Source organism: Streptomyces sp. NPDC020983, assembly GCF_044333485.1.
GTDB lineage: Bacteria > Actinomycetota > Actinomycetes > Streptomycetales > Streptomycetaceae > Actinacidiphila.
Map to the genome: position 1 here is coordinate 36,649 of NZ_JBIRRA010000007.1, position 15,426 is coordinate 52,074.

Consider the following 15,426-nt stretch of genomic DNA (forward strand, 5'->3'; position numbering starts at 1 on the left):
AGCCGGTGAGTTCGACGGCTCGGCTCGACCGACCGGTGACGGCGATCCCGACACGCAAGCAACGCAAGGCCCTGCCCACCAGGGGCGTCGCCGACCGGACCGCCGGATACGTCTTCCTGCTGCCCTGGTTCGCCGGCCTCGCGGTCTTCACCGTCGGGCCGCTGGTCTACTCGCTCTACCTGTCGTTCACCGACTACGACCTGCTGGACCCGCCCAAGTGGGCGGGCCTGGCGAACTACCGGCAGATGTTCACCACCGACCCGCGCTTCTTCCACGCCGTGCGCGTCACGCTGGAATACGTCGTCGTGGTGACGCCGGTCAAGCTCGGCCTCGGCCTCGCGGTGGCGCTGCTGCTCAACCGCAGGCGGCGTGGCATCGGCGTCTACCGCTCGCTGTTCTACCTGCCCTCGCTGCTGGGCACGAGCGTCGCCGTGGCGCTGGTGTGGCGCTCGATGTTCGCGCAGGGCGGGGCGGTCTCCGACGGCCTGGCCTCGGTCGGACTGCCGAAGACGGACTTCATCAACAACCCGACCTGGTCGCTGCCCGCCATCATCCTGCTGTCCTGCTGGCAGTTCGGCGCCCCGATGGTGATCTTCCTGGCCGGCCTGAAGCAGATCCCCGCCGAGCTGTACGACGCCGCCGACGTCGACGGGGCGGGGAAGTGGCAGCGCTTCTGGCACGTCACCGTGCCGCTGCTGTCCCCGGTCATCTTCTTCAACCTGCTGCTGGAGACCATCAACTCCTTCCAGGCCTTCACCCCCGCCTTCATCGTCAGCGGCGGGACCGGCGGCCCGGCGGACTCCACGCTCTTCTACACGCTGTACCTCTACCAGACCGGCTTCAACGACTTCCGCTTCGGCTACGCCTCGGCCATGGCCTGGGTGCTGCTCGCCGCGGTGGGCGTCGTGACCGCCCTGATGTTCCGCCTGTCGCGGGCGTGGGTCTTCTACGGGGACGGAGGCAACCGATGAGCGACCGCGCTCTCACCGCCGCCGCGGCGCCGCGGTCCGGCGGGCGGACGTACCGGGCCGTGCTGTGGCACGTGGTGGTCATCGCCGTCGTGGCCGTGGTGATCTATCCGGTGATCTGGATGCTGGGCACCTCGTTCAAGCCGGCGACCGAGATCGTCACGTCCAACCGCCCCTGGCCGCTGCACTGGACGGCCGGAAACTTCCCCGACGGATGGCACGCCAACCCCGGGGTGACCTTCGGCCGGTTCTTCACCAACTCCCTGGTGATCTCCGCCCTCGCCGTGGTCGGGACCCTGCTGTCCTGCTCGCTCGCGGCGTACGCCTTCAGCCGGCTGGAGTTCCGCGGGCGCTCGGTCATGTTCGCCGGCATGGTCGTGACGATCCTGCTGCCCTACCACGTGCTGATCGTCCCGCAGTACGCGATCTTCAAGCGGTTCGGCTGGATCAACACCGACCTGCCGCTCGTCGCCCCGAAGTTCCTGGCCACCGAGGCGTTCTTCATCTTCCTCATGGTCCAGTTCATGCGCGGCATCCCGAAGGAGATCGACGAGGCCGCCCGGCTCGACGGCTGCGGCCCCTACCGCACCTTCCTCTACGTCGTGCTCCCGCTGACCCGGCCCGCGCTCATCACCAGCGCGATCTTCAGCTTCATCTGGACCTGGAACGACTTCTTCACGCAGCTGGTCTACCTCAACGACACCGGCAAGTTCACCGTGCCCATCGGCCTGTCGCTGTTCGTCGACCAGACCGGCATGACCTCCTACGGCCCCATGATGGCCATGTCGGTGCTGGCCCTCGCGCCCGTCTTCCTCTTCTTCCTCGCCTTCCAGCGGCTCCTGGTGGACGGCGCCACCTCCAGCGGACTGAAGGGCTGACCACGATGCCCGTACGCCCCCTCCCCGGCGGCCACGCGGCCGCCGCCCGGCGGTTCGGACCCGTCCTGGGCACCGAGCGCGCCGAGCAGGTGCGCACCGCCGCCGAAACCATGGCCGTCGGCGCGCTCTTCCTGGCCTTCTCGCTGCCGCTGGTCACCGCCGGTGCTGCCTGGTGCGCGGCCGCCGAGGTCGTCGCCGGGTGGCACGAGGAGCGCGAGGCGCCGCTGCTGCGGACCTTCGCCTCCGTGGTGCGCCGCGACCTGCGCGCCGGCCTCGCGCTCCAGGCCGCCGTACTCGGCGTCCTCGCCGCGACCTGGCTGGAGGTGCACGCGGTGCTGGACTCCCGCATCCCCGGCCGACCGGCCGAGGCCGCGGCCCTGGTCCTGCTGGGCGCCGCGGCGGTGGCACTGGCCCTGCTCGCGGCCGCCTGCCGGGCGTCGGACCGGACCTCGTGGGCCGGAGCGCTGCGCACGGCGGTCCGGCTCGCGGGCGCGGCCCCGGGCACGCTGCCGCTCGTCGTCACCGCACTGGCGTGCGTGGCCGCGCTGGTCGCCACGATCCCCGCGTTCGCCGGCTTCATGGCCGGGCCGCTGGCCTACGCGGTGTCCGTGGCCGCCGTCCGCGCCGCCCGCCGCGAGCAGGCCGCGCGATGACGGCCCCGATCAGGGTGGCCGTCGCCGGAACGGGCGCCATCGCCCGGCAGGCCCACCTCCCGGCGCTGCGCGAACTCGGCGGCGAGACCGACGTCGTCGCGGCCTTCGACATCGACGAGCGGGCCGTCCGCGACTTCTGCGCCGAAGGCGGCGTACCGCACGCGTACACCGACCTCGGCCGGATGCTCGCCGAGCAGCGGCCCGGTCTGGTCGTCATCTGCACCCCGCCCGCCTTCCACCAGGAGCAGACCACGGCCGCGCTGCGGTCCGGCGCCTGGGTCTGGTGCGAGAAGCCGCCCTGCCGCTCGCTCGCCGAGTACGACGCGATGCAGGCCGCGGAGGGCGGCCCCGGCGGCCCCTACGCCGCCGTCGTCTTCCAGCACCGCTTCGGCTCGTCCGCCGCGCACGTGCGCGAGCTGATCTCCGGCGGCGCCGTCGGCCGCCCGCTGGTCGCGCACTGCCAGACCACCTGGTACCGCGACGCCGCCTACTACGCCCCGCCGGGGCGCGGCACGTGGGCAGGCGAGGGCGGCGGCACGACCATGGGCCACGGCATCCACCAGATCGACCTGATGCTCGAACTCCTCGGCCCCTGGGCCGAGGTGCGCGCCATGGCCGGCACCCTCGTGCACGGCACCGAGACCGAGGACGTCTCCACCGCCCTGGTCCGCTTCGCCTCCGGAGCCCTGGCCACGGTCGTCAACAGCGCCGTGAGCCCGGACCAGGTGAGCCGCATCCGCATCGACTGCGAGCGCGCGACCCTCGAACTGACCCACCTCTACGGCTACTCCGGCGCCGACTGGCGGATCACCCCCGCCCCCGGCGTCCCCGCCCCGGAAGCGGCCGCCTGGCGGGACACGGGCCCCGACGTGCCCAGCTCCCACCTGGCGCAGCTGCGCTCGCTCACCGCCGACCTGCGGGCCGGGCGCCGCCCCCGCGCCAGCGGCGCCGACGGCCGCACCAGCCTCGAACTGGTCGCCGCCCTCTACAAGTCCGCCCGGACCGGCGACCCCGTCCAGGCCGGCGGCATCCGCCCCGGCGACCCGTTCTACACCTGTCCCGGCGGCATGCCGGAGCCACGGAAGGAGCCGGCCTCGTGACACCCGCCGAACGCACCGGGGAAGGCGCGCGGCGCCGCGTCTGCTTCCTGCTGAAGGTCCGCAGCGAGCGGCTGGCCGAGTACCGGGAGCGGCACGCCGAGGTGTGGCCGGAGATGCGCGCGGCACTGTCCGCGGCCGGGTGGCACAACTACTCGCTCTTCCTGCGCGACGACGGCCTGCTCGTCGGCTACCTGGAGACCGAGGACTTCGACCGCGCCCGCGCCGCGATGGACGCCACCGAGGTCAACGCGCGCTGGCAGCAGCAGATGGCGCCGTACTTCGAGGCCCTGGACGGTGCGGCGCCGGACGCCGCGATGGTCCCGCTCGCCGAGGTCTTCCACCTCGACTGACGGGGGCCGCGGGCCCTCGGCCGCGGGGCCGTCGGCGTTCGCCCGTACGCCGCGCGGCGGCCACTAGTCTGTCGCTGTCCACGACATGGGAGACGACGTTAGCGATGATCGGCATCAAGGACGTGGCCCGGGAGGCCGGCGTCTCCGTGGGGACCGTCTCCAACGTGATCAACCGGCCCGACCTGGTCTCCGAGGCCACCAGGGTCCGTGTCCTGTCGGTCATCAGCCGGCTCGGCTACGTCCGCAGCGAGTCCGCCCGGCAGCTGCGGGCGGGCGCCAGCCGCATCGTCGCACTGCTCGTGCTCGACATGGGCAACCCGTTCTTCGTCGACCTCGCCAGCGGCGCCGAGCGCGCCGCCCGCGAGGCGGGGCTGCGGGTCATCGTCTGCAACAGCGCGCAGGACGCCGCGGAGGAGGCCGACTACGTGGCGCTCTTCACCGAGCTGCGGGTGCGCGGCGTGCTCGTGACCCCCGCCGACCCGGCCGGCCGCAGCCTGGAGGCGCTGCGCCGGCAGAACATCCCCTACGTGCTCACCGACCGGGTGTCCTCGGACGCCGACGCGTGCTCGGTCTCCGTGGACGACGTCACCGGCGGCCGGCTGGCCGCGCAGCACCTCATCGACGCCGGGCACCGCTCGATCGTCTACGTCGGCGGCCGGGCCGACGTGCCGCAGGTGCGCGACCGGCGGGCCGGGGCGCTCGCCGCCCTGGCGGGCGCCGGACTCCCGCCCTCCGCGCTGGTGGACGTCACGACCGGCCGCCTCGACGTCGCCGCCGGCCGCGACGCCGGGGCGCGGCTGCTCGGGCTCGGGCCGCGGCCCGGCGCCGTCTTCTGCGCCAACGACCTGCTGACCCTCGGCGTCCTGCAGTCGCTCTTCGACGCCGGCGTCAGGGTTCCCGACCAGATGGCCATCGTCGGCTACGACGACATCGAGTTCGCGGCGGCCGCCGCCGTACCGCTCACCTCCGTCCGCCAGCCCGCGGCCGCCATGGGCCGGATCGCGATGGAGCTGCTCGCCGAGGAGACCGCGCAGGCCGGCGTCCCGCACACGCACCGGCAGATCGTGCTGCAGCCCGAGCTGGTCGTCCGCAGCTCCAGCCTGCGCCGCGGCTGAGGGGCGGCGCGCCGCCGCCCGGGCCCGCGCGCCGTGCGGCGGCGAGAAGGGGGCTGCGCCGCCGGCGCCGGCCCTGGGCGGAGCCCGGGGCGCCGGTGGCCCCGCCGTGCCGCCCGCGCGTGCTGACCTGCGGGTTCCCTGACGCTTGCGACCGGATCGCCGCCGGTGTGGTGATCCTCATGTGATACCCCGAGGGGTATCCGTGTACCGTGGGACATACCCCAGGGGGTACACGCGGAAGGAAGCCTCTCTTGTTCTTCATCGAGACCATCGAACTCAAGGGCCTCGGCAACCGGCACTACCTGGCGGGAGGCCGCTCGGCCGCCGTGGCGGTGGACCCGCCGCGCGACATCGACCAGGTGCTCGCGGCCGCCGCCCGGCGCGGCGTGCGCATCACGCACGTGGTCGAGACCCACCTGCACAACGACTACGTCACCGGCGGCCTGGAACTGGCCCGGGTGACGGGTGCCACCTACCTCGTGCCCGAGGGCGCGCGGGTCGCCTTCCACCGGGTGCCGGTCTCCGACGGCGACGCGATACACATCGAGGCCGGGCTCGGACTGCGGGCCGTCGCCACCCCCGGGCACACCCCGCACCACACCGCGTACGTCCTGCACGAGGACGGCGCCCCGGTGGCCGCCTTCACCGGCGGCTCGCTGCTCATCGGCACGGTCGGACGCCCCGACCTGGTGGAGCCGCGGCTCACCGAGCGCCTGGCCCGTGCGCAGCACGCGTCCGTGCGGCGGCTCGCGGACGAGCTGCCCGACGAGGCGTCCGTACTGCCCACCCACGGCTTCGGCAGCTTCTGCTCCTCCGGCCAGGCGGGCGGGGACCGGACCACCATCGGCCACGAGAAGACCGTCAACCCGGCGCTGACGGCCGACGTCGAGTCCTTCGTCGCCCGGCTGCTCGCCGAGCTGGACGACGTGCCCGCGTACTACGTCCACATGGCGCCGGTGAACGCCGCCGGGCCCGCCCCCGTGGACCTGACCCCGCCCGGCGTCGCCGACGCGGGCGAGATCGCCGCCCGGCTGGCGGCGGGGGAATGGGTCGTCGACCTGCGCAGCCGCGTCGCCTTCGCCGAGGGCCACGTCGCCGGGACGTTCAACGTCGAGGCCGACGGCAAGCTCGCCACGTACCTCGCGTGGCTGATCCCGTGGGGCCGCCCCGTCACGCTGCTCGCCGAGTCCGCCGAGCAGCTGGCGGACGCCCAGCGTGAGCTCGTCCGGGTCGGCATCGACCGCCCCGCGGCCGCCGCGACCGGCATCCCGCAGGAGTGGGCCGGCGGCGCCCCGCTCGCCTCCTTCCCGCGCGCCACCTTCCGCGACCTCGCCGAGAACGGCACGGACGGCATCGTCGTCCTCGACGTGCGCCGCGCCGCCGAGCGGTCCGCCGGCCACATCCCGGGCTCCCTCCACATCCCGCTGCACGAACTGCACGGACGCCTCGCCGAGGTCCCCGCCGGCCCGGTGTGGGTGCACTGCGCCGGCGGCATGCGCGCCGCCCTCGCCGCCTCCCTGCTGGACGCCGCGGGCCGCGCCGTGGTCGCGGTGGACGACACCTTCGACGCCGCGGCCGGCGCCGGGCTGGCGCTCACCACGAGCTGAGCGCGCGGCCGCGCGGTGCCCGACCGGCACCCGGCGGCGCCCGCGGCGCCCCCGCGCCCGGCCCGTACCCCGCCCCACCGTCCCCCCACTCCGAATCCCGCGAGGCCTGTGATGTTCCCCTTCCGCGCCGTCCCGCGCCGTGTCACCGCCGGCGAGGCCCGCCGCCGTACCCTCGGCTCCGCCGCGACCGCCGTCCTGCTGGACGTGCGGGAGCAGGGGGAGTGGGACGCCGGGCACGCGCCCGGTGCCGTCCATGCGGCGCTGTCCCGGCTGTCGGCAGGGGCGGCCCTGCCGGCCGCGGCGCAGGGGCGGCCGGTGGTGGTGATCTGCCGCAGCGGCCACCGCTCGCAGCAGGCGGCCCGGCTGCTCGCCGACCGCGGCGTGGACGCGGTGGACGTCAGGGGCGGCATGAAGGCGTGGGCCGCCGCCGGGTACGGCGTCGCGGGTCCGCGCGGGACGATCGGCACCGTGGCATGACGGACCTGGTCCTGGCGCTCGCCTCCGGCGCGGTCGTGGGGCTCGCCCTGGGCGGGCTGGGCGGGGGCGGCAGCGTCCTGGCGGTGCCCGCTCTCGTCTACCTGCTCGGCTTCAGCCCGGCCGACGCGACGACGGCGGCGCTCGTCATCGTCGCGCTCACCTCCGTCACGTCGCTCGCCGGGCACGCCCGCGAGGGCGGCGTGGCCTGGCGGACGGGGCTGCTCTTCGCCGCCGCGGGAATCGTGCCCGCGGCGCTCGCCGGGGCCGCCGCCGGCCGCCTGCCCCAGGTGGTGCTGACCGTGGCCTTCGCCGCCGTCGCGGTGGTCGCGGCGCTGCGCATGCTGCGCCCCGCGGCGCCCGCGCCCGCCGGCGCGGTGCGCCCCGCGCGGGCGGCCGCCGCGGGTGCGGGGCTCGGCGCGGTGACCGGCCTGCTGGGTGTGGGCGGGGGCTTCCTCGCCGTTCCGGTGCTAGTCGGGGTGCTGAAGGTGCCGATGCGGCGGGCGGTGGGCACCAGTCTGCTGGTGATCACCGTCAACGCGGTCGCCGCGCTCGCCGCCCGCTCCGGCAGCGGCTCGTCGCTGGACTGGGCGGTCGTCGCGCCCTTCACCGCGGCCGCGGTGCTGGGCGCGTGGGACGGCAAGCGGCTGGCGCGCAGGGCCACCGGTGCGACGCTCCAGCGGCTCTTCGCCTGGGCGCTGCTCGCGGTCGCGGCGCTGATGCTCGTCGACGCCGTCGTGTGACCGGCGGCGTGACCCTACCGACCGGTAGAAGGCTTCACATCCCCGTACGACTCCCGTAACGGAACCTGTTCTCGGAGCACCCTTGACCCTTTAGGATGCATGCACTATGGCTACGACCACCTCCCTCGACGTCCGCCAGGCCCGTGCGCGGCTGGACGACCTCACGGTCCTCGACGTGCGGACCGCCGGTGAATACGCCGGCGGCCACATACCCGGCGCGCTCAACATCCCGCTGGACCGGCTGGACGAGGCGCTCCCCGGCATCCGCGAGGCCGCCGGACGCGGCCCCGTCCTCGTCGTGTGCGCCTCCGGCGCCCGCTCCGACAACGCCTGCCGCACCCTCGCCCGGCACGGCGTCGAGGCCGCCACCCTCACCGGCGGCACCGCCGCCTGGGCGGCCGAGGGCCACGACCTCGCCCGCCCGGAGGGCAGGCCCCGGGCGGTGTGGGCCATGGAGCGGCAGGTCCGGTTCACCGCGAGCCTCGTCATCCTGCTCGGTCTGGCCCTCGGCTTCTTCGTCCACCCGGCCTTCCTGCTGCTGTCCGCGGGCATCTGCGGCGGGCTGATCTTCTCCGCCCTGACCGACACCTGCGGCATGGCCTTCGTCCTGGGCAAGCTCCCGCACAACCGCCCCCGCGCGGCCGACCTCGACGCCACACTGGCGCGGCTGCGCGCCCGCTGAACCGCGGCCGGGCGGCGGGCCGCGGAGCGGCGGAACACGCCCGAAACACACCTGACGTACCATCACCCCCTACCAGCGGCCCGGACACCCACCGGGCCCGAGGGCGGGGAGGTCCCGAGCGATGAACGACGCAGGGAAGGACGGCGTGCCGGGCGGTCTTCCGCCCCGCATGGACCGCGGCGAGATCACGGCCGCGATCGTCGCCGCCAGGCTGGCCAAGGGCCTCACCTGGCAGGAGCTGGCCGACGCGATCGGCCGGCCGGCCGTCTGGAGCACCGCGGCACTGCTCGGGCAGCACCCGCTCCCGCCGGACGCCGCCCGCCGGGTCGTCGCGCTGCTCGAACTGCCCGAGGAGGCCGTGCCGGTGCTCGCCGCCGTACCGCACCGCGGGGCGGGCGGGGTACCGACCGATCCGACGGTCTACCGGCTCCACGAGGCGGTGCAGGTGTACGGCCCCGCCCTGAAGGAGCTGATCCACGAGCGGTTCGGCGACGGGATCATGAGCGCGATCAACTTCAAGGTGGACATCGGGACGGCGACCCACGACGGCGCCGAGCACGTCGTCATCACCTTCGACGGGAAGTTCCTCCCCTACAGCTGGCCCAGCGACTGAGCCGCACCGGCTCCGCCGACGTGTGGCCGCCCCGGCGCGGCAGCACAATGGGGAGGAGGCGGACGTCCCAAACGGTCCCGCAGCGGGTACCGGGGCGTCCGCGAGCCCGAGGTGCGCGAGCGGAGGGGTGCGGCGACGACGATGCGGTCCCCCTGGTCCCGGTCCCGCGAGGACGGCGGCACCGGCCGGCCCTGGCACGCGAACCGGGGGCTGGTCGCGGTCCCGGTCGCCCTGATCGTGCTGATCACCGTCGCCGACGTGCTCGCGCCGCAGGGGGTGCACCTCGGACCGCTGCTGGTCGTGGCGCCCGCCCTCACCGCGTCCTTCGGCAGCTCGCGGCTCACCGCGCTGGTCGGCTTCCTCGCCACCGCCGCCCTCTTCACGATCGCCGTGGTGCGCAACAGCATCTTCACGTCCAACCACGAGAGCCAGATCGCCGCGCTCGTCCTGATCTCCGCGTTCACGGTCTTCTTCTGCCGGCTGCGCGAGCGGCACAGCGCCGAGCTGAGACAGGTGCGCTCGGTCGCGGAGGCCGCCCAGCAGGTGGTCCTCCAGCCGCTGCCGGAACGGATCGGTCCGCTGTCCGTCGCCGTCCGCTACGAGGCGGCGGCCGACCACGCGCGCATCGGCGGCGACCTCTACGCCGCGGTGCGCACCCGGGACGGCACCCGCCTGCTCATCGGGGACGTGCGCGGCAAGGGGCTCACCGCGGTGGACGACGCCAACCTGCTGCTGGGCGCCTTCCGCAGCGCCGCCCACCGCCACCTTCCGCTCGCGGCGCTGCACCTCGAACTGGAGGCAGTCGTCGCCTGGGGACTCACCCAGCCCCACCGGCACGGCGGGGATCCGGGGGAGTCCTTCATCACCGCCGCCCTCATCGACATCCCCGACCGCGAACCGCGCGTCAGCATCCTCAACAGCGGCCACCCCGCCCCGCTGCGCCTGCACGGCGGCCGCGCCACACCGCTCGTCCCGCGCCGCCACTCGCCGCCGATCGGCGTCCTCCCGCCCGAGGACGCGGAGGCGGCCCCCGACGTCTTCGCCTTCGAGCCGGGCGACACGCTCCTGCTCTACACCGACGGTGTCACCGAGGCCCGCGACGTCACCGGCTCCTTCTACCCGCTGACCGACCGCGTCCCGGCGCTCGCCCCGGGCGGGGCGCACCCCGTCGACCTGCTGGCCGCCCTCCGCGCCGACCTGCTGCGGCACACCGCGGGGAGCCTCGGCGACGACGCCGCCGTCGTCGCCGTACGGCACGACGGCCGCCCGTGACGGGTCCGCCGCACCGCGGAACCGATCCCCCCGGCGGCGGGGAGGTGACGGGCGCGCCGGCCGGCCCGCCTGCCCGGACGGGCGGGCACGGCTTCCGGGCCACGCTCTGAGGCCCCGCCGCACGACGTCACCGCGGGGCCAGGGGCGGCCCACGGGTCGTCGACGGCGCGGCGGACGAGACCGTACGGTGACCGCAGCGTTGCCACAATGCCGGTGGCCCCCCGGGATCATGACGGCATGGGGGATACAGCGGGGAACAGGGGCCGGCGTGTCGCGCGCGGCTGCGCGTTCACGGTCTTCTGCGCGGTGGGAGTGGTGATGCTGCTCCTGCTGGGCGGGATGTGGTACATCCACGAGCAGCTGAAGCCCCCCGCCCCACCGGACGTGGCCGCCTTCGCCCACTCCGCCGCCGCCCGGACCGCCGAGGCCGGGGCGGCGCGGGCGGCATCCGCCGACCTGGCGGCGCTCACCTCGGCCGTGCCGTGGGCCGAGCCGGTCGGCACCTCGGTCTCGGACGTCTGCCGAAGCGTGGTGAGCAGCGCGATGTTCGGCAGCCGGGCGAGATGGAGCTCCACCGGGTGCACGCGCTCCACCGTCGCCTACGTCGCCTTCGACGGCGACATCGGTTCGCGCCTGCGGTCGCTGGACGCGGTGCTGGGCGCGCAGGGCTGGACGGGTGAGGGAGCGCCACCCGCCACGCTGGCGCGGGCCGCCGCGGGGGACCCGGCCGCGCCGGCTCCCTCCCCGGGCGGGGCGTCCTCCTCACCGGGCGCGCCGTCCCCCGGATGGGGCCGGGTCTCCGTGCTCTACACCGCCCGCCCGTCCGCGGCGATCGGCGACGACACCTCGCCGTACCTGCGGGTGTCGGTGGCCGGGGCACCGTACGACCCGCAGGCGATCACCGGCGACCAGCAGTCCGCCGGCAGCCCGCCCCGGCGCGACACGGACCAGGCGACCGTCTACGTCAGCTGGCAGCCGCTGTCCACCCACGCGGTGGCGCAGTCCGCCTTCGCCGCCCACCGGTACGTCGCCGCCTTCTCCCTCGTCGCGCACTACCTCGTGGACTCCCCGCCCGCGACGGCCACGAGGTCCGCGACGCCGACCACCTACGATCCCGGGCCGTGCCTCAGCGGCAGCCACACATGCTCCTGACGAGCGGGGCAGACGCCGGGAACGGGGGCGGCGGCACCGGCCTCCACGGGGGAACGTGCCTCTCCGGTGCGGCACCTGACGCTCGCTCGAACACGCTCCCACGCCGTCGCATGCTCTGGGGCCGCCCCCCGCGCCGTTCCGCCGAAGGGGCGACGCCCCTGCCGGCCCCCCCGCCGCCCGGCCCGCACACCCCCCCGGCCCCTCCCTCCCGCCGCACTCCCGGCTCGTCGCCGGCGACGGCCTGCCCGCCCCGTCCGCCGCGACGCGTCCCTCGGCGGCCGGGGACGCCGACGCCGTCGACCAGCGGCGGCGCCCGGGCCGATCGTGTTCCCCGGCCGCGGGGAGAGGCGCCGCACCCGGTGCCCCTCCCCGCGGCCGGCCCCGTCAGAAGGCGCCGAGCCCGTCCGGCGTGCCGTTGCCCGTGGGACTGTCGTAACCGGGTCCCGCCGTGCACTGGTAGTCCCCGCCGCAGTCCGTGCCCTGGACGTTGCTGCCGGACGTGACGTCGGTCAGGCCCGCCGTCGCGGCGTACAGCGCGGAGGCGTCCGGGAAGCGGGCCGGGTGGCCGGCCAGCGCGATCACCCCGGCGATCATGGGTGCCGACGCGCTCGTGCCGCCCACCACGGACCAGCCGGCGTCCGCGCCGCCGGTCTCGTCCGTGGTGTAGACCGCGAGTCCGGTGTCCGGGTCGGCGTCCATCGAGACGTCGGCGACGGTCCGGCCCGGGCAGTTGGGGTCGTGCTGCCACGAGGGCTTGGCCACCCACGCCGAGCAGCCGCTGCCCGCGCCCGCCCACGCGCTCTCCGACCACCCACGGGGGGTTCCGGGATCGCGCGAGAGCGTGGTCCCGCCGACCGCGATCACGCTGCTGTACGCCGCCGGGACGCCCGGGATGCCGTAGCCGGCGTCCCCCGAGGAGGCGACGACGGCCACGCCGGGATGGGTGTAGTCGGCGGCGTACGACGCGTTCGGGCCGCTCTCGGCGGCGGTGTAGCTGTTGGAGATCTCGGTGGCGCCGAGCGCGGCCGCCGTGTCGACGGAGGCGGCGAGCGCGTCCCCGGCGGCCCGGTCGGCCTCCACCAGGAGCAGGTGGCAGGAGGGGCACACCGCGGAGGCCGCGTCGAGGTCCAGCGCGGTCTCCGTCGCCCAGCCCTGGTCGGGCGGCAGCGGGGCGCCGTCGCCGCGCTGGTTCACCTTGCGGAAGCAGCCGTTGGCCGTGGTGCAGGCGGGCAGGCCGAACGTCGTGCGGTAGACGGCGAGATCGGCCTCGGCCTGCGGATCGTCGCCCGCCTCGACGACCGCGACGGTCTGACCGGTGCCGCCCGCGGTGGGCAGCCCGTAGGCCGCCCGCAGGTCCGCCGGCCCGTAGCCGGGCGGCAGCGCGGCCTGCGCCGCGGTGGCCGCGTGCGGGCCGCGTACGCCCGTGCCGGCGTGCAGGTCGGTGCGCACCTGGGCGAGGCAGCGGGCGAAACCCGGTTCCACGGTGCCGCACACGTCGTGCACCCCGGGGGCGGAGCCTGCCGCGTTCCCCGCGGGGAGGACGGCCAGCGCCGCCGCGGTGGCGAGCGCGCTCAGGTACCGGATCGGCGCCGCGGGCCTCATCGCGTGCTCCCCGGGGCGATGCCGTAGGCGGCGGTGACGGTCTGGGTGATCGTCCCGCCGGCGGCGTCCGCCGCGGTGACCCGGATCGAGGGGGCGGTGGCGCCGGTGTTCCGCCAGGTGGCGTGGTAGGTGCCGGTGCCACCGGTGAGCGCGGCCGGCTGCCAGGTCGCGCCGCCGTCGAACGAGACCGACACGCCCGCCGACGTGACGGGGGAGCGCGAGCCGCGGTCGTCGTAGGACAGGTGGCCCACGGTGAGGTCCAGGCTCTGGACGGCGTCCGGGACGCCGGTGTTGGACGGGCCGGTGTCGAGCCGGTAGGTGAGGGTGAGCGCGGGCATGATGCGGCAGGCCGCCGCCGGGCAGGGCACGTCGGGCGGCAGGACGAGGCGCGGGTCGGCGCCCTGCCCCGGGTCGTGGAAGGAGAGTTCGGTACGGGTGCGCACCGACTGGCCGGCGCCCGCCGCGCTGCGGTCGGTGCCGAGGACGGCGCGGTAGTCCGCCGGACCGTCACCGGCGGGTACCTGGGCGCCGATCACGTCCGGCGCGTCGACGAGCCGCGTACCGTCCCGGTCGAGGGTGAAGGAGGTGTCGGCCGCGAGCGCGCCGACGTGGTCCGGCTCGCTGTCGCCGGTTGGCAGGTAGAGGGTGGCCTGCCCGCCGCCCGCGCACGCGGTGCACGGGTGCAGCTGCTGGTCGTGGTGGGCGCCGAGGGCGGGGGCGAGCGGCCCGTGGCCCCAGTCGACCGTGCGCGTGGCGCCGGGGGCGAAGGTCAGGACGTCGGAGTCGAAGGTGTCCAGGCGCGCCGTCGCCGTGCCGAAGGCCCACCCGCCGCCGTCCGCGGTGCCCAAATATTCGGTGCGGCTGCCCGGCATGGCCTGGCGGCCCTGGTCGGCCGGCGGCGGCAGGACGGTCGCGCCGGCCGCCTCCACCGCCCGGGTGAAGTCGTCCACCGGCAGCACGTAGAGGGAGCCGGGCGCGCCGCCCGCCGCCGGGTCCGCGGAGAAGCGGTGGACGGCCGTGGCCAGTTCGCCGGGCTCGGCGCGGAAGGACTGCTCGGCGGGCACGTCGGCGGAGCCGAAGGCCAGGTCGTAGCGGTACGCCCCGCCGTCCGGCGCCGCACCGCCCCACTGGACGACGTAGCGCGAACCGGTGGTCGCCGGCTGCGCGTTGACGTAGACGGGCACGGTGGCCGGGCTGCCGACCTGGACGCTGTCGAAGCTGACGTTGCCGGACGGGCCGGTGCGGAACCAGGTGAGCTTGAGGATGTCGGCCGTGGCCGGCCGGGGGGTGCCGACGGTGACGCGGCGGTCGGCGGCGGCCTCCTCGACGGTCACGGTGGTGCCCTGGCCGTCCTCGGCGACCGTCGCGTCCCGGGTCACCTCGCGCCAGGCGCTCTCGCTGCCGTCCGCGGCCCGGTCGACGAACAGCGTGTAGACCGCGTAGTGCCCCGCGGGCACCTGGACGCTCCCCTCGCCGTCGTCGACCGGGACGACGGTGCCGAAGCGGCTGACGTCGTCGGTGTTGAGCACGATGCTGCCCAGCGGCGTGTTACCGGGCTCGCCGGACAGTCCGCGGGCGCTGATCCGCAGGGTGTGCAGCGGGAAGTCCGGGCGGGCCGGGGTGCCGGTGCCGGCCGGCCGCACCGACTCCAGCCCCCGCGGCAGGCGCCGCTCCCGTACCGCACGGCCGAACGCGGCCGCCGAGCCGGGGTCCAGGACGCCGGTGGCCGTGGAGCCGGTGACGGAGGTGAGCCGCACCCCGGGCGGGGCGGCGGGCACGGCGCCCGCGGCGAAGGAGAGTTCCAGCGGCGTACCGCCGCCGGCGCTCCGCCGGGCGAGTGCCGTGACGTCGAAGAGGGAGGGATCGAGCCGCCGGCCCACCTCCGGCAGGGCGTCGGCCGGCACGGCGTAGGTGTCGCCGCCCCGGCCGCCGAAGGTCACCAGCGTGGCGGCGGGGCCCTCCTGCGGAAGTAACCGGTAGCCGGTGACCTGGTGGCCCGTCATGCCGGCCAGCAGCCGCTGCCCGGTGACGAGCGTGACCGTCGTCGCCGCAGGTGCCGGGACCGTCTCGACGGGACCGGCGGCGGCCGCGTCCTCGGCCGCCGCACCGCTCGCGGCTCCCGCGCCGGCCAGCGCGAGTACGAGGGCGACGGCCGCGCGGGCGAGCGCCGCGGCCGGGCGGCCCCTTCGTCTGGTGAGCATGTCTCCTCCGTGGGGG

At 75.8% G+C, this 15,426-nt stretch carries 15 protein-coding genes; 13 read left to right on the plus strand and 2 right to left on the minus strand.

Annotated elements, in window-relative coordinates:
• The first annotated feature begins 5 nt into the window (after nt 1-5).
• The 13 genes from ACH4SE_RS16690 to ACH4SE_RS16750 all read left to right on the plus strand — a co-directional run bounded on the left by ACH4SE_RS16690 (nt 6) and on the right by ACH4SE_RS16750 (nt 11,607).
• Nucleotides 6-971, plus strand: coding sequence for a carbohydrate ABC transporter permease (locus tag ACH4SE_RS16690; protein WP_398544125.1), 966 nt, complete (start codon nt 6-8; stop codon nt 969-971).
• Nucleotides 968-1,846, plus strand: coding sequence for a carbohydrate ABC transporter permease (locus ACH4SE_RS16695; protein WP_398544126.1), 879 nt, complete (start codon nt 968-970; stop codon nt 1,844-1,846). Before ACH4SE_RS16690 ends, ACH4SE_RS16695 begins: the two co-directional genes overlap by 4 nt.
• Before the next feature lie 5 nt (nt 1,847-1,851).
• The gene (locus tag ACH4SE_RS16700) at nt 1,852-2,499 is read left to right on the plus strand and encodes a hypothetical protein (RefSeq protein WP_398544127.1); all 648 of its coding nucleotides are present in this window, start codon (nt 1,852-1,854) and stop codon (nt 2,497-2,499) included.
• Nucleotides 2,496-3,599, plus strand: coding sequence for a Gfo/Idh/MocA family protein (locus tag ACH4SE_RS16705; RefSeq protein ID WP_398544128.1), 1,104 nt, complete (start codon nt 2,496-2,498; stop codon nt 3,597-3,599). Before ACH4SE_RS16700 ends, ACH4SE_RS16705 begins: the two co-directional genes overlap by 4 nt.
• Nucleotides 3,596-3,949: an L-rhamnose mutarotase gene (locus tag ACH4SE_RS16710; RefSeq protein WP_398544129.1), complete on the plus strand. Its 354-nt coding sequence runs from the start codon at nt 3,596-3,598 to the stop codon at nt 3,947-3,949. Before ACH4SE_RS16705 ends, ACH4SE_RS16710 begins: the two co-directional genes overlap by 4 nt.
• A 104-nt stretch (nt 3,950-4,053) precedes the next feature.
• Entirely contained in the window at nt 4,054-5,064 is a 1,011-nt protein-coding gene (locus tag ACH4SE_RS16715; RefSeq protein WP_398544130.1) for a LacI family DNA-binding transcriptional regulator, read from the plus strand.
• Nucleotides 5,065-5,315: 251 nt separating this feature from the next.
• Nucleotides 5,316-6,671, plus strand: a complete 1,356-nt coding sequence (locus tag ACH4SE_RS16720; RefSeq protein WP_398544131.1) for a rhodanese-like domain-containing protein — start codon at nt 5,316-5,318, stop codon at nt 6,669-6,671.
• 111 nt (nt 6,672-6,782) lie between these two features.
• The gene (locus ACH4SE_RS16725) at nt 6,783-7,148 is read left to right on the plus strand and encodes a rhodanese-like domain-containing protein (protein WP_398544132.1); all 366 of its coding nucleotides are present in this window, start codon (nt 6,783-6,785) and stop codon (nt 7,146-7,148) included.
• Nucleotides 7,145-7,888: a sulfite exporter TauE/SafE family protein gene (locus tag ACH4SE_RS16730; RefSeq protein ID WP_398544133.1), complete on the plus strand. Its 744-nt coding sequence runs from the start codon at nt 7,145-7,147 to the stop codon at nt 7,886-7,888. Before ACH4SE_RS16725 ends, ACH4SE_RS16730 begins: the two co-directional genes overlap by 4 nt.
• Before the next feature lie 106 nt (nt 7,889-7,994).
• Complete coding sequence (locus ACH4SE_RS16735; RefSeq protein ID WP_398544134.1) at nt 7,995-8,570, plus strand: rhodanese-like domain-containing protein; 576 nt, start codon at nt 7,995-7,997, stop codon at nt 8,568-8,570.
• 121 nt (nt 8,571-8,691) lie between these two features.
• The gene (gene cynS / locus ACH4SE_RS16740) at nt 8,692-9,183 is read left to right on the plus strand and encodes a cyanase (protein WP_398544135.1); all 492 of its coding nucleotides are present in this window, start codon (nt 8,692-8,694) and stop codon (nt 9,181-9,183) included.
• Nucleotides 9,184-9,324: 141 nt separating this feature from the next.
• The gene (locus tag ACH4SE_RS16745; RefSeq protein ID WP_398544136.1) at nt 9,325-10,455 is read left to right on the plus strand and encodes a PP2C family protein-serine/threonine phosphatase; all 1,131 of its coding nucleotides are present in this window, start codon (nt 9,325-9,327) and stop codon (nt 10,453-10,455) included.
• Between the two features lie 237 nt (nt 10,456-10,692).
• Nucleotides 10,693-11,607 carry a hypothetical protein gene (locus ACH4SE_RS16750; protein ID WP_398544137.1) on the plus strand — a complete coding sequence of 305 codons (915 nt, stop codon included), beginning with the start codon at nt 10,693-10,695 and terminating at the stop codon, nt 11,605-11,607.
• Between the two features lie 384 nt (nt 11,608-11,991).
• Here ACH4SE_RS16750 and ACH4SE_RS16755 read toward each other — a convergent pair whose 3' ends face one another.
• Complete coding sequence (locus ACH4SE_RS16755; RefSeq protein ID WP_398544138.1) at nt 11,992-13,209, minus strand: S8 family serine peptidase; 1,218 nt, start codon at nt 13,207-13,209, stop codon at nt 11,992-11,994.
• On the minus strand, nt 13,206-15,410 hold the full coding sequence (locus ACH4SE_RS16760; RefSeq protein ID WP_398544139.1) for a hypothetical protein: 2,205 nt from the start codon (nt 15,408-15,410) through the stop codon (nt 13,206-13,208). Before ACH4SE_RS16760 ends, ACH4SE_RS16755 begins: the two co-directional genes overlap by 4 nt.
• Nucleotides 15,411-15,426 lie beyond the last annotated feature (16 nt).

Bases quoted from the DNA above. Each gene is read 5' to 3' on its own strand.
- ACH4SE_RS16695 (WP_398544126.1), top strand. From the start codon at position 968: ATGAGCGACCGCGCTCTCACCGCCGCCGCGGCGCCGCGGTCCGGCGGG.
- ACH4SE_RS16700 (WP_398544127.1), top strand. From the start codon at position 1,852: ATGCCCGTACGCCCCCTCCCCGGCGGCCACGCGGCCGCCGCCCGGCGG.
- ACH4SE_RS16705 (WP_398544128.1), top strand. From the start codon at position 2,496: ATGACGGCCCCGATCAGGGTGGCCGTCGCCGGAACGGGCGCCATCGCC.
- ACH4SE_RS16715 (WP_398544130.1), top strand. From the start codon at position 4,054: ATGATCGGCATCAAGGACGTGGCCCGGGAGGCCGGCGTCTCCGTGGGG.
- ACH4SE_RS16725 (WP_398544132.1), top strand. From the start codon at position 6,783: ATGTTCCCCTTCCGCGCCGTCCCGCGCCGTGTCACCGCCGGCGAGGCC.
- ACH4SE_RS16730 (WP_398544133.1), top strand. From the start codon at position 7,145: ATGACGGACCTGGTCCTGGCGCTCGCCTCCGGCGCGGTCGTGGGGCTC.
- ACH4SE_RS16735 (WP_398544134.1), top strand. From the start codon at position 7,995: ATGGCTACGACCACCTCCCTCGACGTCCGCCAGGCCCGTGCGCGGCTG.
- cynS (WP_398544135.1), top strand. From the start codon at position 8,692: ATGAACGACGCAGGGAAGGACGGCGTGCCGGGCGGTCTTCCGCCCCGC.
- ACH4SE_RS16745 (WP_398544136.1), top strand. From the start codon at position 9,325: ATGCGGTCCCCCTGGTCCCGGTCCCGCGAGGACGGCGGCACCGGCCGG.
- ACH4SE_RS16750 (WP_398544137.1), top strand. From the start codon at position 10,693: ATGGGGGATACAGCGGGGAACAGGGGCCGGCGTGTCGCGCGCGGCTGC.
- ACH4SE_RS16755 (WP_398544138.1), bottom strand. From the start codon at position 13,209: ATGAGGCCCGCGGCGCCGATCCGGTACCTGAGCGCGCTCGCCACCGCG.
- ACH4SE_RS16760 (WP_398544139.1), bottom strand. From the start codon at position 15,410: ATGCTCACCAGACGAAGGGGCCGCCCGGCCGCGGCGCTCGCCCGCGCG.